The sequence below is a fragment of the Paenarthrobacter sp. NPDC089322 genome (assembly GCF_040684895.1).
In the GTDB taxonomy this organism is placed as follows: domain Bacteria; phylum Actinomycetota; class Actinomycetes; order Actinomycetales; family Micrococcaceae; genus Arthrobacter.
Map to the genome: position 1 here is coordinate 271,429 of NZ_JBFBGW010000002.1, position 19,886 is coordinate 291,314.

At 63.3% G+C, this 19,886-nt stretch carries 16 protein-coding genes; 4 read left to right on the forward strand and 12 right to left on the reverse strand.

Translation table 11 applies throughout. From position 1 onward, the window contains the following. Positions 1-24 precede the first annotated feature (24 nt). The 8 genes from AB0N65_RS03300 to AB0N65_RS03335 form a co-directional block, all read right to left on the reverse strand. Positions 25-879 carry a shikimate dehydrogenase gene (locus AB0N65_RS03300; protein ID WP_364157642.1) on the reverse strand — a complete coding sequence of 285 codons (855 nt, stop codon included), beginning with the start codon at positions 877-879 and terminating at the stop codon, positions 25-27. Further along, complete coding sequence (gene mltG, locus AB0N65_RS03305) at positions 876-2,591, reverse strand: endolytic transglycosylase MltG (protein WP_364157645.1); 1,716 nt, start codon at positions 2,589-2,591, stop codon at positions 876-878. The genes AB0N65_RS03300 and mltG overlap by 4 nt, the downstream gene beginning before the upstream one ends. Continuing rightward, complete coding sequence (gene ruvX / locus AB0N65_RS03310; RefSeq protein ID WP_364157648.1) at positions 2,588-3,178, reverse strand: Holliday junction resolvase RuvX; 591 nt, start codon at positions 3,176-3,178, stop codon at positions 2,588-2,590. The genes mltG and ruvX overlap by 4 nt, the downstream gene beginning before the upstream one ends. 2 nt (positions 3,179-3,180) lie before the next feature. Next, positions 3,181-5,859, reverse strand: a complete 2,679-nt coding sequence (alaS, locus tag AB0N65_RS03315) for an alanine--tRNA ligase (RefSeq protein WP_364157651.1) — start codon at positions 5,857-5,859, stop codon at positions 3,181-3,183. 115 nt (positions 5,860-5,974) lie between these two features. Next, positions 5,975-6,205: a DUF6167 family protein gene (locus AB0N65_RS03320; RefSeq protein WP_364157654.1), complete on the reverse strand. Its 231-nt coding sequence runs from the start codon at positions 6,203-6,205 to the stop codon at positions 5,975-5,977. Positions 6,206-6,224: 19 nt separating this feature from the next. Then, on the reverse strand, positions 6,225-6,602 hold the full coding sequence (locus tag AB0N65_RS03325; RefSeq protein ID WP_364157998.1) for a DUF948 domain-containing protein: 378 nt from the start codon (positions 6,600-6,602) through the stop codon (positions 6,225-6,227). A 193-nt stretch (positions 6,603-6,795) separates the two neighbouring features. Further along, complete coding sequence (gene rpsD / locus AB0N65_RS03330) at positions 6,796-7,416, reverse strand: 30S ribosomal protein S4 (protein WP_364157657.1); 621 nt, start codon at positions 7,414-7,416, stop codon at positions 6,796-6,798. Positions 7,417-7,633: 217 nt separating this feature from the next. After that, on the reverse strand, positions 7,634-9,103 hold the full coding sequence (locus AB0N65_RS03335; protein WP_364157660.1) for a replication-associated recombination protein A: 1,470 nt from the start codon (positions 9,101-9,103) through the stop codon (positions 7,634-7,636). Positions 9,104-9,144: 41 nt separating this feature from the next. On the opposite strand from AB0N65_RS03335, the gene AB0N65_RS03340 reads away from it, so the two are divergent. After that, positions 9,145-9,843 (forward strand): acVLRF1 family peptidyl-tRNA hydrolase, encoded by a 699-nt coding sequence (locus tag AB0N65_RS03340; protein WP_364157663.1) that lies wholly within the window; start codon positions 9,145-9,147, stop codon positions 9,841-9,843. 5 nt (positions 9,844-9,848) lie between these two features. Here the strand turns inward: AB0N65_RS03340 and AB0N65_RS03345 are convergent, their stop codons facing one another. The 3 genes from AB0N65_RS03345 to hisS form a co-directional block, all read right to left on the reverse strand. After that, complete coding sequence (locus AB0N65_RS03345; RefSeq protein WP_364158001.1) at positions 9,849-10,628, reverse strand: GNAT family N-acetyltransferase; 780 nt, start codon at positions 10,626-10,628, stop codon at positions 9,849-9,851. 97 nt (positions 10,629-10,725) lie between these two features. Beyond that, entirely contained in the window at positions 10,726-12,507 is a 1,782-nt protein-coding gene (gene aspS, locus AB0N65_RS03350; RefSeq protein ID WP_364157666.1) for an aspartate--tRNA ligase, read from the reverse strand. A gap of 123 nt (positions 12,508-12,630) precedes the next feature. After that, on the reverse strand, positions 12,631-13,980 hold the full coding sequence (gene hisS / locus AB0N65_RS03355; protein WP_364157669.1) for a histidine--tRNA ligase: 1,350 nt from the start codon (positions 13,978-13,980) through the stop codon (positions 12,631-12,633). A gap of 208 nt (positions 13,981-14,188) precedes the next feature. On the opposite strand from hisS, the gene AB0N65_RS03360 reads away from it, so the two are divergent. The 3 genes from AB0N65_RS03360 (at position 14,189) to AB0N65_RS03370 (ending at position 17,419) form a co-directional block, all read left to right on the forward strand. After that, entirely contained in the window at positions 14,189-14,983 is a 795-nt protein-coding gene (locus AB0N65_RS03360) for a peptidylprolyl isomerase (RefSeq protein WP_364157672.1), read from the forward strand. A 66-nt stretch (positions 14,984-15,049) separates the two neighbouring features. Further along, positions 15,050-16,666: a DUF349 domain-containing protein gene (locus AB0N65_RS03365; protein ID WP_364157675.1), complete on the forward strand. Its 1,617-nt coding sequence runs from the start codon at positions 15,050-15,052 to the stop codon at positions 16,664-16,666. 117 nt (positions 16,667-16,783) lie between these two features. Beyond that, on the forward strand, positions 16,784-17,419 hold the full coding sequence (locus AB0N65_RS03370; protein WP_364157678.1) for a hypothetical protein: 636 nt from the start codon (positions 16,784-16,786) through the stop codon (positions 17,417-17,419). Here the strand turns inward: AB0N65_RS03370 and AB0N65_RS03375 are convergent. Beyond that, positions 17,416-19,806, reverse strand: coding sequence for a bifunctional (p)ppGpp synthetase/guanosine-3',5'-bis(diphosphate) 3'-pyrophosphohydrolase (locus tag AB0N65_RS03375; protein WP_364158003.1), 2,391 nt, complete (start codon positions 19,804-19,806; stop codon positions 17,416-17,418). The genes AB0N65_RS03370 and AB0N65_RS03375 overlap by 4 nt on opposite strands. Positions 19,807-19,886: the final 80 nt, after the last annotated feature.

Sequence of the window (19,886 nt, forward strand, 5' to 3'; positions counted from 1 at the left end):
AACCAATCCTGCCATGTAAGGCTTCTAGAACACCCGCCGGGGAAGCCCGACTGAGTCGCACATCACATCTATGACAGCGGCGTCGACGTCACAGCCGCTGAAGCGACGGATCTGCTCCGCCGCTTGGTACATCAGCATTTCGAGGCCGGGGACCACCGCCCCGCCCTGCCCGTGCCAGACTTCCGCCAAGCGGCTGGGCCAGGGGTCGTAGGCGACGTCCAGTAGAACACCTGCTCCGGTTCCGGGCTGCGTCGCGAGTTCCTCGGCAAGGGCATCTGCAGCGCGCGGCGGAAAGGTGGAAATCACGAGGTCGCATCCGGCGATGGCGGTGGCCGCCTCAGTCAGCGGGCGCAAGGCCATGGAAATCCCGACGGCGGTCGCGGCCGCCTTGGCGTCGAGCGCCCGCGATGCGTCGCGCACAAAGACGTCAACATGGCGGGCGCCAAGCTCTTGCAGCGCAGCGATGGCGGCCGCAGAGGTTCCCCCGCCACCGAGGATGGCCGCGTGTGGTGCCGCGGAGACCCCGGCGTAGCGAACCGCCTCAACGATACCGGCCACATCCGTGTTGTATCCCACACGACGGGTGATGCCGCCGTCGTTCTCGAAGGCGACTGTGTTGATGACGCCCAGGTGGGCACCTGCACCGCGCACTTCGTCCACCTCGCGGACCATGGCCGATTTCAGCGGCATGGTGACGGAGAGGCCGCACCATGATCCGTCCGCGCGGACAGATTCCATGAAGGCGGGAAGCTTGTCCACCGTAAGGTCAATGGCCGAATACGCGATGTCCACACCGAGCTTGGCATAAGCTGCCGTGTGCATCGCCGGGGACTTCGAGTGTGAGATCGGGTGTCCGAGGACGGCAGCGCGACGACTCACACGCACCGTCCGGCATTGGCCTGGCACCAGGCGTTGTACTGCTCCACATAGGTGCTGTGCTCGGCCAGTGTCTTGGAGAACTTCGTTTCCTTGGTGTCCAGGTTGATGGTCACCCAGTAGAGGTAGTCGTTTTGCGTTGGCTTGGCCGCTGCATCGATCGCGGTCTTTCCCGGGGATCCGATGGGCCCCGCGGGCAGGCCAACGTTCGCATACGTGTTGTACGTGTTGGACTTGTCCGCCTTTTCCTCCTCAGTGAGGTGGAAAGACTTCTTCCCCAGTCCATACGTGACAGTAGCGTCGGACTGGATCAAGCCGTTGGTTTCGGTGTTGTTGGGCTTGAGCCTGTTGTAGATTGCGCCTGCGACGTTCCCGTAATCAGCCTGGCCACCCTCGGCCTGCACGATGCTCGCGATGGTCACGGTGTCGTATTGCTTGGCGGGATCAGTGATTCCCTGGGCCTTGAGTTCATCGAGGGTGGTACTGACGAGCTTCTGGATGATGTCCTGGCCGGACGTTCCCAGCGGGAAGCGGTATTCCCCGGGTGCAAGGAAACCTTCCAGGTTCTTTGCCTTGGCCGGTACCCCGAACTGGGCCGGCGCCTCGTTGAAGCCGTTGAGCTGGGCCATGGGGATGCCCGAACCCTTGGAGATGGCCTCCAGCGATTCGTTGATGCGGAGCCCCGCGCTCAGTGCAAAGTAGATGACCTTGGAGGCGTCCTTGTTGACGAGTACCGCCACAGCATCGGAGTTCTTCATCTCGGTGCGGAACGTGAATTCGCCCGGTGACAGTTCGCCTCCGTCATTCATGAACTCCTTCACGAAGGCATCGGCATCGGCAACGACCTTGTTCTCCACGAGTGCGTTGGCAACAGCTTTTGGCCCGGCTCCCTCCGGCACAGTGATGCTGACCGAGCCTGAGCCAGGGCCCGGATAATCGGTGACTTTGTCCATGCCCAGGAGCGGTTTCAGGAACTGGGCGCCGATCGCCATAGCCGCGATGAAGACACCCAGGGTGATCAATAACGCAAGGACACGACGACGGCGTCGCGCCTTTTTGGCCGCCGCTTTGGAAACCGGGGGCTCCATGGCTGCGATGAGCGCGTGGGGATGCTCGTCCTGGTGGCTGCCGTGATCCTCGTAATCGTAGTGGGCTTCGTGTTCGGCAAACCCGTGCACGTCGGAGTGAGCGGCATCGTCGTGATGGTCGTAGTCATGCCCGTGGTGGGGATCCGCGTGTTCGAGCTCAACGTGGCCCGCATCCACATGCACCGCTTCGCCGGGGTGTGCCGCATCAACGTGTCCGGCGTCGGCATGGCCGGCAAAGGCATGCACAACCACCGGCTCGGGGTGGGCATCCGCTACGTGCTGGTCCGCGTCCACATGCTGTTCACTGTCTGCGGAGACGTGGCGGACCGGGTCAACCTGGGCAGGGACAGGATCCTCCACAGGTGCCGGTGCTACCGTCGGCGGCTCCACTGGAACGGGAGGAGCGGCAACTGCCGGGACAGGACGGGGCAGTTCGGGCTCAACACGGGGCAATTCGGGCTCAACCGCGGCGGGCGTGGCCGGCTCACCGGGAGTGGCTTCAGGAACGGGTACGACGTTTTGGTTCTGCGTGGCGAGGAATCTCTCCCGCGCCCGCAGTTCCTTGCGGGTCAGCGGCATGCCGCCACCGGCGGTACCGCTGGAGGGGTCGTTGTTGACCGGGCTCACAGTTGCAGTCCCCTCGTAGAAGAATCGGGTTCACAGCCGGAGGCAGCCCGCAGCGTTGGGGCACTGCTGGGCTTTTCGGATGGCGCCGGTGCCTGTACGCGGCGGCCTACGTCCGTTCCTCTGGCTTTTTGCATGTCGATCGCGTGCTGAAGTATTCCAGCAGCGGCAACCTGATCAACCACTTTACGGTGGTTCTTGCTGCTCATGCCAGCTTCGTGCAGGTTGCGGTGCGCCGTTACCGTGGACAAGCGCTCATCCACGAGGTTGACCGGGACTTGCAGACCGGAACGAACGAGCTCGTTGGCCAACAGTTCGGCGTACTCCGTCGCCATCTGCGCCGAGCTGCGTTCCTCGCCTTTCATGGTCCGTGGAAGGCCCACGAAAATCTGCACTGCCCCCAGTTCAGCGGCTTGCTTCACCACAACGCGGACGTCGGAGTTCTTCTTGGCGTCCCGCCCCAATGTTTTGAATGGAGTGGCGAGGATTCCGTCGGGATCGCAGATGGCAAGCCCAACCCTGACGGTGCCGACGTCTACCCCCAGCTTTATGCCCTGGGGGTAGACGTCGCTGTTCGTACTGGAATTCACCGTTAGCGCTTGGCTATCGCATCCACCACCGCTGTGAGGGCCTCGGGGACCTTCCCAGCGTCGGTTCCGCCACCTTGCGCGACGTCATCCTTGCCACCACCGCCGCCGCCGAGGATGCCTGCGGCCAGGCGGACCAGTGCACCGGCCTTCACGCCTGCTTCGCGGGCGGCCTCATTCGTAGCAACCAAGATGACAGGGCGATCGTTGCTGACACCGGCAACCGCAACCGTGGACGCATCCGACCCCAAGCGGTTCCGAAGGTCCAGTGCAAGGTTCCGGAGGTCGTCAGCTCCACCCACCTGCCCGGCGTCGTGGGCGACAACGCGTACACCGGCAGCATCGCGCGCCGTGCCCACGAGGTTGGCGGCGGCAGCAGCAAGCTGTTCCTTGCGGAGTCGGTCAAGTTCTTTTTCCGTTGCCTTCAGTTTGTTCAAGGTGCTGGAAATACGGTCAGCGAGCTGGCCCGAGGGAACCTTCAACAACTCCGTCAGCTCCGTGACGAGTGCTCGTTCGGCAGCGAGGTGCCGGAAGGCGTCGAGCCCCACAAACGCCTCCACGCGGCGGTTCCCGGAACCCACGGACTGCTCGCCGAGAAGTGAGAGGCTGCCAATCAGCGAGGTGTTGGAAACGTGCGTTCCACCACACAGCTCGCGGGACCACGCGCCGTCGATCTCAACAACACGTACCTCGCTGCCATAGTTCTCGCCGAACAATGCCATGGCACCAAGGGCCTTGGCCTCGGCAAGGGCCATGACCTTGGTATCCACCCGGAAGTTGTTCCGGATGGCGATGTTCGAAACCTCTTCGATTTCAGAGCGCGTGGCAGCACTCAGGCCCTCGCCCCAGGCGAAGTCGAAGCGGAGGTAGCCGGCCTTGTTGTAGGAGCCGCGCTGGGTGGCTTCCGGGCCGAGGATCTGATGCAGGGCGGCGTGCACGATGTGCGTACCGGTGTGCGCCTGCTCGGCGGCGTGGCGGCGTTCACGGTCGACGGCGGCGCGCACCAACGCGTCCGCGGCGATTTCACCTTCGCGGACAATCGCCTTATGAACGCTGAGCCCCTTGACGGGACGCTGCACATCCAGAACCTCGACGACGAAACCGTCACCCGTAATGAGGCCCGTATCTGCGGACTGGCCACCGGCCTCCGCATAGAAGGGGGTCTCGTTGAGCACCAGCTCAATCTCGTCGCCGGTGGAAGCGTGGGCAACCCGCTGGCCGCTGCTGACAATGCCGCGGACCCGTGATTCACCGTCGAGTTCGTCGTAGCCGGTGAAGACGGTGTCGCCCTCGCCCAACAGTTCCTGGTAGGCGCTGAGGTCGGCGTGACCGCCCTTCTTTCCCTTGGCATCAGCCTGGGCACGCTGGCGCTGCTCGAGCATCAGGGCGCGGAAGCCTGCTTCGTCCACCTTGAGGCCGGCTTCTTCGGCCATTTCCAACGTGAGGTCGATCGGGAACCCGTAGGTGTCGTGAAGGGTGAACGCATCAGCACCGGACAAAGGAGTGCCGGCAGCCTTGGACTCAGCCACGGCATCCTCCAAGCGGGCGGTGCCGGAGGCAATGGTACGCAAGAATGCCTTTTCCTCGGCGTACGCGATTCGGCTGATACGCGCGAAGTCCGTTTCAACCACGGGATAGACGCCCTTCATGGCGTCGCGGGATACCGGCAGCAGTTCGGGAAGGCAGGCCTTCTCCACGCCAAGCAGGCGCATGGCGCGCACGGCACGGCGGATCAACCGGCGCAGTACGTAGCCACGGCCTTCGTTGGACGGCGCGACGCCGTCGGCAATAAGCATGAGCGCCGAGCGGATGTGGTCAGCCACGACGCGCATGCGGACATCGTCCGTGTGGTGGGGATCGTCGTCGGACTCGGCGGAGGTGTACTCCCGACCGGACAATTCAGCGGCTTTGTCGATGACGGGACGTACCTGGTCCGTCTCGTACATGTTTTCGACGCCCTGCAGGATCATGGCAAGACGTTCCATGCCCAGGCCGGTATCAATGTTCTTGTTCGGCAGCTCACCGACGATGTCGAAGTCCACCTTGGAGCGGACATTTTCGATCTGGTATTGCATGAACACCAGGTTCCAGATCTCGATGTAGCGCGTTTCGTCCGCGATGGGGCCACCCTCGATGCCGTACTCCGGGCCACGGTCGTAGTAGATCTCGGAGCAGGGACCGGCCGGGCCGGGCTGGCCGGTGTGCCAGTAGTTGTCGGACTTGCCCATGCGCTGGATGCGTTCTGCGGGAATCCCGGTGTTCTTGAGCCACAGTTCCTTGGCTTCGTCGTCTTCTTCGTAGACCGTCACCCAAAGGCGTTCAGCGGGAAGACCGTAACCACCGTCGGCGACGCTCGTGGTGAGGAGTTCGAAGGCGAACTTGATGGCGTCTTCCTTGAAGTAGTCGCCGAAGGAGAAGTTGCCGCACATTTGGAAGAACGTGCCGTGACGGGCTGTCTTGCCGACTTCCTCGATATCACCGGTGCGAATGCACTTCTGGACACTCGTGGCCCGCTGGTAGGGCGGCTCTTCACGTGCAGTCAGGTAGGGGATGAACGGGACCATGCCGGCCACGGTAAAAAGCAGAGACGGGTCGCTGGAAACGAGCGACGCGGAGGGAACGGCGGTGTGGCCCTTGCTGACAAAAAAGTCCACCCAGCGCTTGGTGATCTCCTGCGACTTCATTAGCTGATTACTTACCCTTCTCAATTCACTGCACACGTTGTGCGCGGAACCGGCTGTTGCTGTTCCGCAGCTTTCTATTCTGCCCTGTCACGGGCGCAGGGGCGAACGGCGTCCGCTAGCGGCGGCCGGCGTCGGACCCTGCTACCCCAAGCGCGGACCGCAATTCCTCTTCGCGTTCGTGCATGCCCGACCGCACCGCATCGGCGAACTCAAACATGCCGTCAGCCAGGCGTCCAACGGCACGGTTCAAGCCGTCAGGACCGATTGCGGCCTGGGCCTCGTTGAATTTGCGGAAGGCAATGACGCCGATCGCGACACCAATGCCCATCCAGACGATTCTTTTCATTGCTGGGATCTTTCGTTTGTCAGCGGCTGCGGCGGCCGGAAGAAGGGCTTGGGCGGCGGCCGGCGAGAGCCGAACGGACCCCGTAGCTGAATGCTGCAACCTTGATCAGCGGCGAGCCGACCGTGGCAGCCACCAGCGAGGACAGCGCCGAGATGTTGGCCGACGCGTCTGAAACGTTGGAGGCGATGCCATCCACTTTCTTCAACTGCTGGTTGGTTGTGGAGACCGTTGCCGTCACTTCGTCCATGAGCGGCGTAGCGCCGTCGCTGATGGAGCGGATGGATGTGCGAACTTCGTCAAAGACGCCGCCGAGCTTCAAGATAGGCACGGCCAGCAGCAGGACCAGGAGTGCAAACACTCCCGCTGCGATCAGGCCGGCGATGTCGCCACCAGACATAAAACTCATCTCCTAGGATTGTTGCGCTGCCAGGCACGAGCCGGAACCCGGCATCGGCCAAAGCCTCCCCCAGTACCTTACCCACAATGAAGCCGGACCCGGCATCCGAAGAGATTCCTGCACACGAAGAAACCTTTTTGATGCAAAGAAGCCCGCGGCGTATGCCACGGGCTTCTTTACAGCGCTGCTGGATTTAGCGAGCGTAGAATTCGACGACGAGCTGCTCTTCGCAGATCACGGGGACCTCGGAGCGCTTCGGGCGGCGAACGAGGCGTGCCTGCAGGGAGTCGATCTTGACATCCAGGTAAGCCGGGGTGTTGGCCAGGACGTGCGCACCGGCAGCTGCTGCCTGGAACGGAGCCATGACCTCGGAGCGGCTGTGGACGTGGATGAGCTGGCCTTCGCCGACGCGGAAGGACGGGCGGTCCACGCGGACACCGTCAACCAGGATGTGGCGGTGCACAACCAGCTGGCGGGCCTGGGCGATGGTGCGGGCGAAACCAGCACGCAGCACGAGAGCGTCCAGACGCATTTCGAGCAGCTCAACCAGGTTCTCACCGGTCAGGCCCTTGGTGCGGCGGGCTTCTTCGAATGCACGGGTCATCTGTGCTTCGCGGATGCCGTACTGGGCGCGCAGACGCTGCTTCTCGCGCAGACGAACGGCGTAGTCGGAGTCCTGCTTCTTGCGGGCACGGCCGTGCTCACCGGGGCCGTACGGGCGGCGCTCCATGTACTTGGCGGCCTTGGGGGTCAGAGCAATGCCGAGTGCACGCGACAGGCGTGCGGTACGGCGAGCACGAGTGTTGTTAGCCACTTGTGTCCTTCCAAATTACTGCGGTGTATCAGTGTTACTGGCCTCCATCAGGGAGAGCATCGGCCAACCGCTGCCTCTTGCTACTGGCCCGAGGCACAGCACCATGGAAGAAATCTTCGGTGGGATTGTGCGTCGGGTCATGCCAGACAAAGATCCATCCTACCATGCGTCCGCACTTAGCAGCATGGGCCGTGACCCGGCGCCTGCGCATCAGCGACTACTGGCCCCGCACGATCTTCCGGAGCTTCTCCAACCGGGCAGCTATGTCCCGTTCCGCGCCGTTGTTGGTGGGTTCGTAATAGTCCTTCCCCACAAGGTCGTCCGGCGGGTACTGCTGGGCCGCAACGCCGTGCGGTTCGTCATGGGCGTACTTGTAGCTCTTGCCATGGCCCAACTGTTTGGCACCGGGATAATGGGCGTCCCGCAAATGCAGGGGAATCCCGCCACCGAAACCAGCCCGGACATCGGCAATCGCCCTGTTGATGCCCATATAGGCGGCGTTGGACTTAGGCGCCGTAGCTAGATGGACCACGGCCTCGGCCAGGATAATGCGGCCTTCCGGCATGCCGATCAGCTGCACGGCCTGCGCAGCAGCAACAGCCGTCTGCAAAGCGGTGGGATCCGCCATGCCGATATCCTCGGCGGCTGAGATGACAATACGCCGGGCAACAAAGCGCGGGTCCTCCCCCGCCTCCAGCATGCGGGCAAGATAGTGGAGCGCGGCATCCACGTCAGAGCCGCGGATGGACTTAATGAAGGCGCTGGCGACGTCGTAGTGCTGATCGCCCGCACGGTCGTACCGCACAGCAGCCGCGTCGAGTGCCCGCTCAGTGTGTCGAAGTTCCACCAATACCGGAGCGTCAGGAGGGCCGTCGTCCGCAAGGCCGGGTTCGCCGTCGTCGTCTGTTTCGTCCGGCATATCGACGGCGGTACTGTCACCGAACGCAACGCCCGCGGCGGCCTCAAGCGCCGTGAGCGCCCGCCGGGCGTCACCCCCGGAAAGCCGCACCAAGTGGTCCAACGCCTCGGGGCTCAGCTCAACCCGGCCGGCGAGGCCGCGGGCATCCACGACGGCCCGCTGCAGTAGGCCCGATATGTCGTCATCCGTGAGCGGCTTCAGCGTTAGCAGCAAGGAACGGGACAACAGCGGTGAAACCACGGAGAACGACGGATTCTCGGTAGTGGCGGCCACCAGAACCACCCAGCGGTTCTCGACACCCGGCAACAAAGCATCCTGCTGCGCCTTGTTGAACCTATGGATCTCATCCAGGAACAGGACCGTGGTCTTCTTGTACAGGTCCCGGGCCGTCAAAGCCTCGTCCATGACCCGACGCACATCCTTGACGCCAGCCGTAATGGCAGACAACTCAACGAACTTCCGGCCGGGGCCGCGGGCAATCACATGCGCCAAGGTGGTCTTGCCGGTTCCGGGAGGGCCCCACAAAATCACCGAACTCGGACCGGCCGGACCGGATGCTTCGACCCCTGCAGCGAGCTGTCGCAACGGAGAACCATGGCCCAGGAGATGTTGCTGGCCCACAACATCGTCCAACGTCCGCGGGCGCATCCGGACAGCCAACGGACTGCGCTGGGAAGCCATCCACGCGGCATCCGAAGGTCCCCCGGCAGTAGGCACATCTACCGGCTCGTCGTCGTTGACAGCACCGGCACCAAAGAGATCTTCCACATGGATAGGCTACTCATAGTTCCAGCAAAGGAGACATTCACGTGGACCGCCCCCGCACCATCCCGCAGCGCCAGCCCACCAGCCGCACGGCACTGGTACCGGCGGCACGGCTCCACGGCTGGGTGGAACGTTTTGCCGCAAGCCACGGTCCCCTCGGAGAAAGCTCCGACGACGGCAGCTTGCTCCTCCGCGCGGCCGACGGCAGCATGCTCCTCCGCGCGGCCGACGGCGCGACCGCCCTTCTGCGGGCGCCATGGCCTGCCGACGGCCGGCCCGGCCGCGGAGCAACAGACCTCGACCGTCTTGCTTCCCTGGCAACACAAGAACGGGGCCTCGGCATATTGCTGGTGCGCCGGGGCGGCTACGCGGTGGCTGCTGCCAGCGGAAGCACGCTGCTGGCGTCAAAGAGCGGCGACCGCTACGTGCAGGGCCGGACGGCTGCCGGCGGGCAATCGCAGCAACGCTATGCCCGGCGGCGATCAAACCAGGCGGACGCCTTGGTGGTGACTGCCGCGGAACACGCAGCGCGCATCTTCGCCGACTATCGCATCGAATACATCGTCCCTGGCGGCGACCGTTCCATGGTGGAACATGTCCTCGCACAACCCGCGCTCCAGGCAGTGGCTCGTCGGACCCGCCTCCCGTTCCTCGACGTTCAAGAGCCCAGGACGGCGGCACTCCCCAAGGCCGCGACCGACGCCTGCTGCATCCGCATCACCGTCACGGATGCACCGACCTGAGTACCTCAGCATCCGTGAGGGGCGCGCCTCAAGGGCGCTTGGCGGTAGAGATAACCACCGTGATCCGTGAATCCAGCACGTGAATACAAAGCCTGTGCAGCCGCGTTGGACGCGGTCACCAATAGCCAGAATCCAAAGAGCCCACGGGAAGCGCCCTCGTTCAACAAGGCAGCCAAAAGCCGCGTGCCGTATCCCCGCCTTCGGTGACCCGCCGACGTCGCCATGCTGTAGATACCGCCCCAGCCATCCACGAGGGCAAGACGCCCGACGGCGGCAGGGACACCGTCGTCGTCCCTCACGAGGGCGTACACCGACTCGCAACCGGCAAGTATGCGGCGGGCGACGTCCAGCTCTGCCTCGCCGCCGCGGCCGTCGACAGACCACCACAGACGAAGCCATTCTTCGGAAGGTTCCGGGGACATTTCCACTCTTCGGGCAACCGTGTTCGTGGGCAAACCCCTCACATCGCGCACCATGATCCGGGTCTCGGATTGCCTGGTGAAACGCTGCCCGTCAAGAACCGCGTTCAGACCGGCGCTGCGGGCGTCATCGAAAATCTGGAAGATCAGCGGAAGGCGGCGTCGCCCGTACCAGTCGGACGCTGAACGGACTGCAGCGAGGGTGTCCTTTTCATCCCCGGCGTTGGATGGGATCCTCGGCCACACCGAATTGGCCCTTTGAGTGACACCATGCGAAGCCCGGAAGACCCACTCACCTTCCTCCTGTCGCTCGCAGGCAGGCCAGGCTTTGTCCATCAAATTCTCGATCAGTAACTGATCCGGCATCACGGTGGGCACCTTTCGAAAGGAACACTCGGCGGGAAATGCCAAAGGCTCCCCGCGCGCGCTCAGTTCAACGCGACGGGGAGCCTTTGCAGGTGGACTATTCCGGCTTGGCAGCAGGCTTGGCCTCAGGCTTGAAGTCGACGCCGGCCTCCTTGCGCTGCTGTGCCGTGATCGGCGCGGGCGCGGCGGTCAGCGGGTCAAAGCCGTTGCCCGTCTTGGGGAAGGCAATGACGTCCCTGATGGACTCGACGCCGGCGAGCAACGCGACCACGCGGTCCCAACCGAGAGCCATACCGCCGTGCGGAGGCGCGCCGTACTTGAATCCCTCCAGCAGGAAGCCGAACTTGGTTTCGGCGTCTTCCTTGTCCAGGCCCATGAGCTGGAAGACCCGCTCCTGGACATCGCGCTCATGGATACGGATGGAACCGCCGCCGATTTCATTGCCGTTGCACACGATGTCGTAGGCGTAGGACAGGGCAGACTCCGGATCCTTGTCAAAGGTGTCAAGGAACTCAGGCTTGGGCGAGGTAAAGGCGTGGTGTACGGCCGTCCATTGGCCTGCGCCAACAGCGACGTCACCGGAAGCAACAGCCGCGGCGGCGGGTTCGAACATGGGGGCGTCCACGATCCAGACAAAAGCCCAGTCGGTGGGGTCGATCAGGCCAGTACGGTGCCCGATCTCCACGCGGGCCGCGCCGAGCAGTGCACGGGACGCCGACTTCTCACCGGCCGCGAAGAAGATGCAGTCACCCGGCTTGGCGCCGACGGCGTCTGCCAGCCCCGCACGTTCTTCGTCAGTGAGGTTCTTGGCCACCGGGCCGGCCAGCTCGCCGTCTTCCTTGAACAGGACATAAGCCAAGCCTTTGGCGCCACGCTGCTTCGCCCACTCCTGCCAGGCATCCAACGCGCGGCGCGCCTGGGAGGCGCCACCGGGCATGACCACGGCGCCTACGTAGGGGGCCTTGAACACGCCGAAGTTGGTGTCCTTGAAGAACTCAGTCAATTCCGTCAGTTCGAGGCCGAAACGCAGGTCAGGCTTGTCCGAGCCATACTTGGCCATCGCCTCCAGATACGTCATGCGGCGGATCGGCGTCGGAATTTCGACGTCGATCAGTTGCCACAGTGCCTTGACGAGGGCTTCGCCGAGCTCAATGACGTCGTCCTGGTCCACGAAGCTGGCCTCAATGTCCAGCTGGGTGAATTCCGGCTGGCGGTCCGCGCGGAAGTCCTCATCCCGGTAGCAGCGGGCGATCTGGTAGTACTTCTCAAATCCACCCACCTGGAGCAGCTGCTTGAAAAGCTGCGGTGACTGCGGCAGTGCGTACCAGGAACCCGGAGCCAAGCGGGCCGGGACAACGAAGTCGCGGGCGCCTTCCGGCGTCGAGCGCGTCAGCGTGGGCGTCTCGATCTCGACGTAGCCGCGCTGGTGGAGCAGCTCACGCGCAACACGGTTGGCCTCTGAGCGCAGGCGCAGGTTGCGGGCCGGGCCCGGCCGGCGAAGGTCAAGGTAACGGTGCTTGAGTCGCGCTTCCTCGCCGACCTCCACGTGCTCGTCGATCTGGAACGGCAGCGGATCCGAGGTGTTGAGAATGACCACTTTGTCGGCCATGACTTCAATGTCACCGGTTGCCAGCGCAGGGTTCTCATTGCCTTCAGGACGCTTGTTGACCGTGCCCGTGACCTGCAGGACGTATTCATTCCGCAGGCCGTGGAAGACCTCTTCCTCGCGGACGACTACCTGGGCGACACCGGACGCGTCACGCAGGTCGACGAATGCAACGCCACCGTGATCACGGCGGCGGCCCACCCAGCCGGCCAGGGTAACGGTTTGTCCAATGTGCTCGGAACGAAGTGATCCGAGGTCATGTGTGCGCAGCACAGCATTCCTTTCAGCATGAATTTTCAAAGGATCTCTGCAAAGACGATCCCGTCCGAGTTTACCCGCCCCGGCCACGGGCCCCGCCATCCGGTCACCGGCGGGAGGAGATGATGCCAGTGCCCGTCAGGCAGTGGTCACCCGAACGTGCAAGTCTTCGTCCGACGGCGACCAACTGGCCGGATCGGCATCCACCTGGGCGCCGGACCGGATGTCCTTGACCTGGTGCTTGCCGTCGTCGTCGGTGAACCATACGAACGGGATGCCGCGGCGGTCGGCGAACTTAATCTGCTTGCCGAACTTTTCGGCTTTGGCGGCTACTTCCGTCGAGATGCCGCGGCCGCGCAGCTGCGCAGCCACATCCTGGGCGGCAGACCAGCTTTCATCATCATTCAAGGCAACCAGCACAGCAGTGGGAACCGAGCGTGTGGCCGTGGCGAGCTCCTGGCTCAGGATCCGCGAAACGAGGCGCGTCACACCAATTGAGAGGCCGACACCGGGGAATTTCCGGTTCCCCTTGCTCGCCAAGGCGTCATAGCGGCCGCCGGAGCAGATGGAACCCAACTGCTCGTGTCCCACCAACACGGTCTCCACTACGGTTCCCGTGTAGTAGTCCAGCCCCCTGGCGATACTGAGGTCTGCCACTACCTTGCCGGGCGCCCGCTGCACTGCGGCTTCAATGACCTGCTGCAACTCGCTGAGGCCTTCCTCAAGCAGGTCATCCTTCACTCCAAGGGCACGGACCTGTTCGACGAAGGACGTGTCCTCGGTGCGGATCGAGGCAAGCTTGAGTGCCAGGCCGGCCTGTTCCTCTGTTGCCCCGAGCTCGGTCCGGAGCAGTTCGGCCACCTTGTCAGCACCGATCTTCTCCAGCTTGTCGATGCTCCGCAGAACACCTGCCGTATCGGTCAGGCCAACCCCGCGGTAAAAACCCTCCGCCAGCTTGCGGTTGTTGATCCGTAGCCTGAAGTCCGGAATCGGAAGGGCAGTCAGCGCCTCAGCGATGACCAAGGCGATTTCGACGTCGTAACGGAACGGCAGCTCCCCGTCGCCTACGACGTCGATGTCAGCCTGCGTGAATTCACGGGCGCGACCCTCCTGCGGCCGCTCACCCCTCCAGACCTTTTGGATCTGGTAGCGACGGAACGGGAACGCCAGGTACCCGGCGTTCTCCACAACATAGCGGGCAAAGGGGACGGTCAGGTCGAAGTGGAGCGCCAAGGCGTGCGGGTCGGACTTGCCTTCCGCACCCGCCTGTTCGCCTTCCTCATCCTGCAGCCTCCGCAGGCCATACACCTCTTTGTCGATCTCACCCTTGCGCAACAACTGGCCAACAGTTTCAACGGCGCGCGTTTCGATCGATGAGAAACCGTGGAGTTCAAAGGTCTTCCGAAGCGTGTCCAGCACATGAAGCTCCACCAACCGTTCCTGGGGAAGCCACTCAGGGAATCCGGACAGGGAGGCGGTACGTGCCATGGTGGATTAATCTCCTCGAAGAAAGCTGAACCAAGGACCTGGACGCGGGCTTAAAACGCCGATTCGGCGTTTAGGGGGCGGGCGTCCAGCCGGTCATGCATAAACTATGTGCGGCAGCCAGTTTATGCTTTCCACGCGTGCACATCTAATGCAGCGTGCCCGGTTGCCGGCAGGCACCCGCAGAATGTGGACACAATCAGGAGGACTCTTGGCAACAAGGTCGCGGGACGACCGCGAAGCGAGACGGCGGATCCGGCAGATGGAAGCCAAGCGCGCCCTGAGGTCTGAGCAGGGCAAGCGGCGGAAACGCGACAATATTATCGCCACGAGCGCTGCAGCAACCGCCCTTGTGGTGGCGGTCGTCCTGCAGTTGACGGTTTTCAGTTCCAATCCCACTGAAGCCGAGTTTGCTGCCGCCGAAGCCGGACTCCGCTCCCCCTCGCCTTCACCCACCGCTTCCAACAGTGCCGACATTCCCGGCCCGGACACTGCAGCCGGCAAGACTTTCACAGGAGAGCTCGCGCTTAACAGTGGAGTCGTTGGCGTGGAACTCAATGGAAATGCGGCGCCCCAGGCTGCCGCCGTCTTCAAGTCCTTGACTGACGCAAACTACTACAGTGGAGCCTTCTGCCACCGCCTCACCACTTCGGAAACCTTCGGGCTGCTGCAATGCGGGTCGAAGTCGGAGGACGGCGCCGACGACCCCAATTATCGCTGGGGTCCGCTGGAGAACACGCCCGCCGACAACCTCTACCCGGCGGGGACCATCGCTGTGGCGCGTACGGGAAACAACGCCTACGGCAACGGTCACCAGTTCTTCATCGTCTACAAGGACACCACCATCCCGGCTGACACTGCGGGCGGATATACCGTGGTAGGCAAGGTCACAAGCGGTTTGGATGTAGTGACGAGCATCGCCGCAGCAGGCCTCAAGCCCGGTGAAAACGCAAGCGACGGCGCTCCTGTGGCACCTGTCACGATAGACTCGTTTTCTCTGAAGTAACCAGCGCCAGGCCCCTGCCCGGGGTGCATTACCTTAGCAGTCCCTCCAAGCGAAAGACTTTTAGCGGTGACAGACAGTCAGAAATCCGACGAAACAGCAGTAGCAGCCAACGAAGAAGCAGTCGAGGCGAACAACCCGAACGGAACCGAAGCCGTGCCCGCGGTAGAGGCTGCACCTGCCGACGAGTCCGTCCCGGCAACCGAGGCCGCACCCGCCACAGAAGCTGCGCCCGCCGACGAGTCCGTCCCGGCAACCGAGGCCGCACCCGCCACAGAAGCTGCGCCCGCCGAAGAAACTGCGTCAACGGCAGAGGCCACCCCGGGCTTCAAGCCCGCGGCTCCCCGCCCCGCCCCCACCCCGGCTGCCTTCGCGGCCCGGCCCAAGGCTCCTGCCGCCGTCGTTCCCGCCGCGCCCGCGGTATCCGCCGCATCGCTGGCCGAGGCAGCAAAGTGGGGCCGCGCCGAAGGCGACGGGCACGTCTTCCTCACTTTGGATGGCGAGGAGATTCCCGTTGGACAGTATCCCGGCGTCAGCCCGGACGAAGCACTGGGTTACTTCGCCCGGAAGTTCGACGACGTCATCGCCCAAGTTGTCCTGCTGGAACACCGGGTTGAGTCCAAGGCTCCGGCCACGGACATGCAGAAGACCGTGACGCACCTGCGCGAGCAATTGGCAGAGCGCAACATGGTTGGCGACATCCGTTCGGCTGAGGCACGCCTCGACACTTTGTCCGCCCAGATCGTGGAGTTGGAGAAGTCCGAGAAGGCTGCCCACGAAGCCGTCCGCGCCAACGAACTCGCCGCACGCGAAGCCATTGTTGCTGAAGCTGAATCAATCGCCGGCCAGGACCCCGCCCAGATCCAGTGGAAGACGTCCAGCGCGCGGATGAACGAGCTGTTCGAGTCCTGGAAGACAGCGCAAAAGAGTGGTATCCGCCTCGGTCGCAGCAATGAAGACGCGCTGTGGAAGCGCTTCCGTTCGGCCCGCACGGTATTCGATCGCCACCGCCGTGCGTACTTCTCCCAGCTGGACAGCAACAACTCTGCAGCCAAAGCCGCGAAGGAAGCCCTGATCGCTGAAGCCGAGGCACTTTCCTCCTCTACCGACTGGGGTTACGCCGCCGGCGAATACCGGAGGCTCATGGACCAGTGGAAGGCCACTCCACGGGCAAGCCGCAAGGACGACGACGCCCTCTGGGGCCGCTTCCGCGCAGCCCAGGACGTGTTCTTCAGCAACCGCCAGGCAGCCAACGACCAAATCGACCAAATGTACACGGCCAACCTCGCGGTCAAGGAACAATTGGTGGCAGAGGCCCAGGCGCTCTTGCCCATCAATGACCTCAACGCAGCCAAGAGGGCCCTCCAGTCCATCCGTGACCGGTGGGAGGATGCCGGCAAGGTACCTCGGGCCGATATGGGACGCATTGAGGCAGGTCTTCGCAAAGTCGAAGACGCTGTCCGTGAGGCCGAAGAAGACAAGTGGCGGCGGAGCAATCCCGAGACCAAGGCCCGTACCAACAGCGCCCTGTCCCAGTTGGAGTCTGCAATAGCCGGGCTCAAGGAAGACCTCGAGAAGGCTGAAAAGGCGGGCGACCAGCGTCGCGTCAAGGCCGCCCGTGAAGCCTTGGAGGCACGTCAGGCGTGGCTGGACCAGATCCAGCGTTCAGCCAGCGACCTCGCCTGACCCGCCCGCAACGGTAGACAAACAGGCGCCGTAGCAGCCAACAGGCCCCGGACCGGTTATCCACATAACCGGTACGGGGCCTGTACGCTTTTGTCCGGGGCACGGAATGATCAATGGATGGACCACGCTGCCAAGTCCCTTCCCCTGCAAGAACCCGTTCTTCACGAGCTCTACGCTCCCAGTCCCCTCTTTACGTGGCCCGAACTGCAGTGCATGGCTTCTGACGGCATCCTTCGGCCCCTGTACGGGAGGAGCTTTGTCGCTCCCGGGGTAACAGTGACCACCCGCCTCCGGGCACGTGCAGCCGCCCTGACGGTTCCGGAGCGGATGCGCCGGAAAGTGGTGGCCGGCAGGCTCACGGCGGCATGGATCTACGGCTGCGCCAACCCTCCGGAGCGCTTGTCGCTCCTGGTGGACGCAAAGCATCGTATCTCCAGCCTGCGGGGCGCGGGCGGATGCAGTCTCCACGAAGTCCGGCTCGGCCAAATGGATGTCGTAAGTCTCGGCGGCATGCTGGTGAGCAGCCCGCTGCGGACGGCTGCTGATATCGCGTTACACGTCGAGGCACCACGGGCGCTGCCCGCGCTCAAGCGCCTGCTGGATCGTCAGGACCTCGGAGTCAGGCTGCGGCTGCTGACGCTAGCCGTTGAAGCCGCCCCGAGGGTACCCCACAAGAAGCGTGCGCTGGCTACGCTCGCGCAACTGGCTTCGGCGGAAAACCGGCCGCCAACAGTGCTGGAAGGCAGGCCCTAGTTGCGGCGCCGGTTTCCCGTGGTTCGGTATACATCGAAGACCCCGTCGATCCTGCGTACTGCGCTCAGGACGTGGTGCAGGTATTTGGGATCGCCCATTTCGAAGGCGAACTTGGAGATCGCCACCCTGTCGCTTGAGGTGTGCACCGAGGCCGCAAGGATGTTGACGTGGTTCTCGGACAGAACCCTTGTCACGTCGGACAGAAGGGACTTGCGGTCCAGGGCTTCCACCTGGATTTCCACGAGAAAAACGCTGGATTGCGTGGGTGCCCACTGAACCTCGACGATCCTGTCCGGCTGGTCACGCAGTCCGGAAACGTTGGTGCAGTCTGTCCTATGCACCGATACGCCCGATCCCCGGGTGACAAAACCAAGGATAGGGTCCGGTGGCACCGGAGTGCAGCACCGGGCGAGCTTGACCCACACGTCCCCTACACCGCGGACGATGACCCCGGAATCGGAGAACTTGGATTTCGCCACTTGCGTGGGGATGCTGACCTCGTCAAGGTCTTCGTCAGGCGTCTCCTGGCCACCGAGGTGCTCCATGAGCTTTTCCATGACCGACTGGGCGGAAGTGTGGCCGTCCCCAACGCCTGCATAGAGCCCTGAGATGTCGACGTAGTGGAAGTCCTCAGCCACCGCTGACAGAGCATCGTGCGTCATGAGCCGCTGCAACGGGAGGTTCTGCTTCCGCATCGCCCGCGTCAGCATGTCCTTGCCGCGATCTATGGCTTCCTCGCGGCGTTCCTTGGTGAACCACTGGCGGATCTTGTTGCGGGCACGTGCCGATTTAACGAAGTGCTGCCAGTCTTGGCTGGGGCCGGCTCCCTCTGCCTTGGAGGTGAAAATTTCCACCCAGTCGCCGTGGTTCAGCTCGCTGTTAAGCGGAACGAGCTTGCCGTTGACGCGGGCGCCTATTGTCCGGTGTCCCACCTCCGTATGCACGGCGTAGGCGAAGTCCACCGGAGTCGACCCGGCGGGAAGGGCCATCACCTCACCCTTGGGCGTGAAGACGAACACTTCACGGGCATTGATCTCATAGCGCAATGAATCCAGGAACTCGCCCGGATCGGATGTCTCCTGCTGCCAATCCACCAAGGAGCGCAGCCATCCCATGTCGCCATCACGCGGGCTTCCGGGACCCACTGCCGTCCGGTTGGGCTGGTCCTTGTACTTCCAGTGTGCTGCAACGCCGTACTCTGCCCGGCGGTGCATCTCGTGTGTGCGGATCTGGATTTCCACGGGCTTGCCGCCCGGACCGATCACCGTGGTGTGAAGCGATTGGTACATGTTGAACTTGGGCATGGCGATGTAATCCTTGAACCGGCCCGGAAGCGGGTTCCAACGGGAATGCAGGGTGCCAAGCGCCGCATAACAGTCGCGCACGGAATCAACCAGGACGCGGACACCCATAAGGTCGTTGATGTCGTCGAAGTCTTTGTCCCGGACGATCATCTTTTGGTAGATCGAGTAGTAGTGCTTGGGCCTGCCCGTGATGGTGGCCTTGATCCGCGCAGTCCTCAGATCATCGGCAATTTGGTTGCGGATGACGCTGAGGCTCTTTTCGCGCTCGGGCGTCCGATCACCCACCATACGCACGATTTCCTCATACACCTTGGGGTAAAGAGCCGCGAAGGAAAGATCCTCAAGCTCCCACTTAATGGTGTTCATGCCCAGGCGGTGTGCCAAAGGGGCGAAGATCTCCAAAGTCTCCCGGGCCTTACGCGACGACGACTCAGCAGAAACGAAACGCCAGGTGCGGGCGTTGTGGAGACGGTCAGCCAACTTGATCATCAGGACACGGATGTCCTTCGCCATGGCGACCACCATCTTGCGGACAGTTTCCGACTGCGCTGCCTCGCCGAAACTGACTTTGTCCAGTTTGGTGACACCATCCACCAGCATGGCAACTTCAGGGCCGAAGTCACGGGTCAGGTCCGCGAGCGTATAGGGCGTGTCTTCCACGGTGTCGTGCAGCAACGCAGCAGCCAGCGTGGTTCCGGTCATACCGAGTTCCGCCAAGATCGTTGCCACGGCCACAGGATGGGTGATGTAAGGATCACCGCTCTTGCGCTTTTGCCCCTGGTGGCTGCGCTCCGCCACAGCGAACGCGCGCTGGATCAGGTCGAAGTCCTCTTTGGGGTTGTTTGCCCGCACCGTGCGGAGCAGGGGTTCCAGGATCGGCGAATACGGCGCAACGCCGCGCCCCGTCAAACGGGCAAGCCGCGAACGGGTGCGTTCCCTTCGTCCCGGAAAGGTCGGACGCACGCCGGGAGTGTCCAACGGGACGGCAGCAGCCCGTCCAGCCACACTCGTTGCCGGAACAGCCACGCCCTTGTGACTGTCCTCCCCGCCCGTCGGTGGTGCCGACGTCGCACGTTCTTCCACAGAAGTACCCCTCACGACCGATTTAATTCTCCCAGTCTATTCCCGGAAGTGAATGCTTCCGCAACCGGGCTGCACATGAC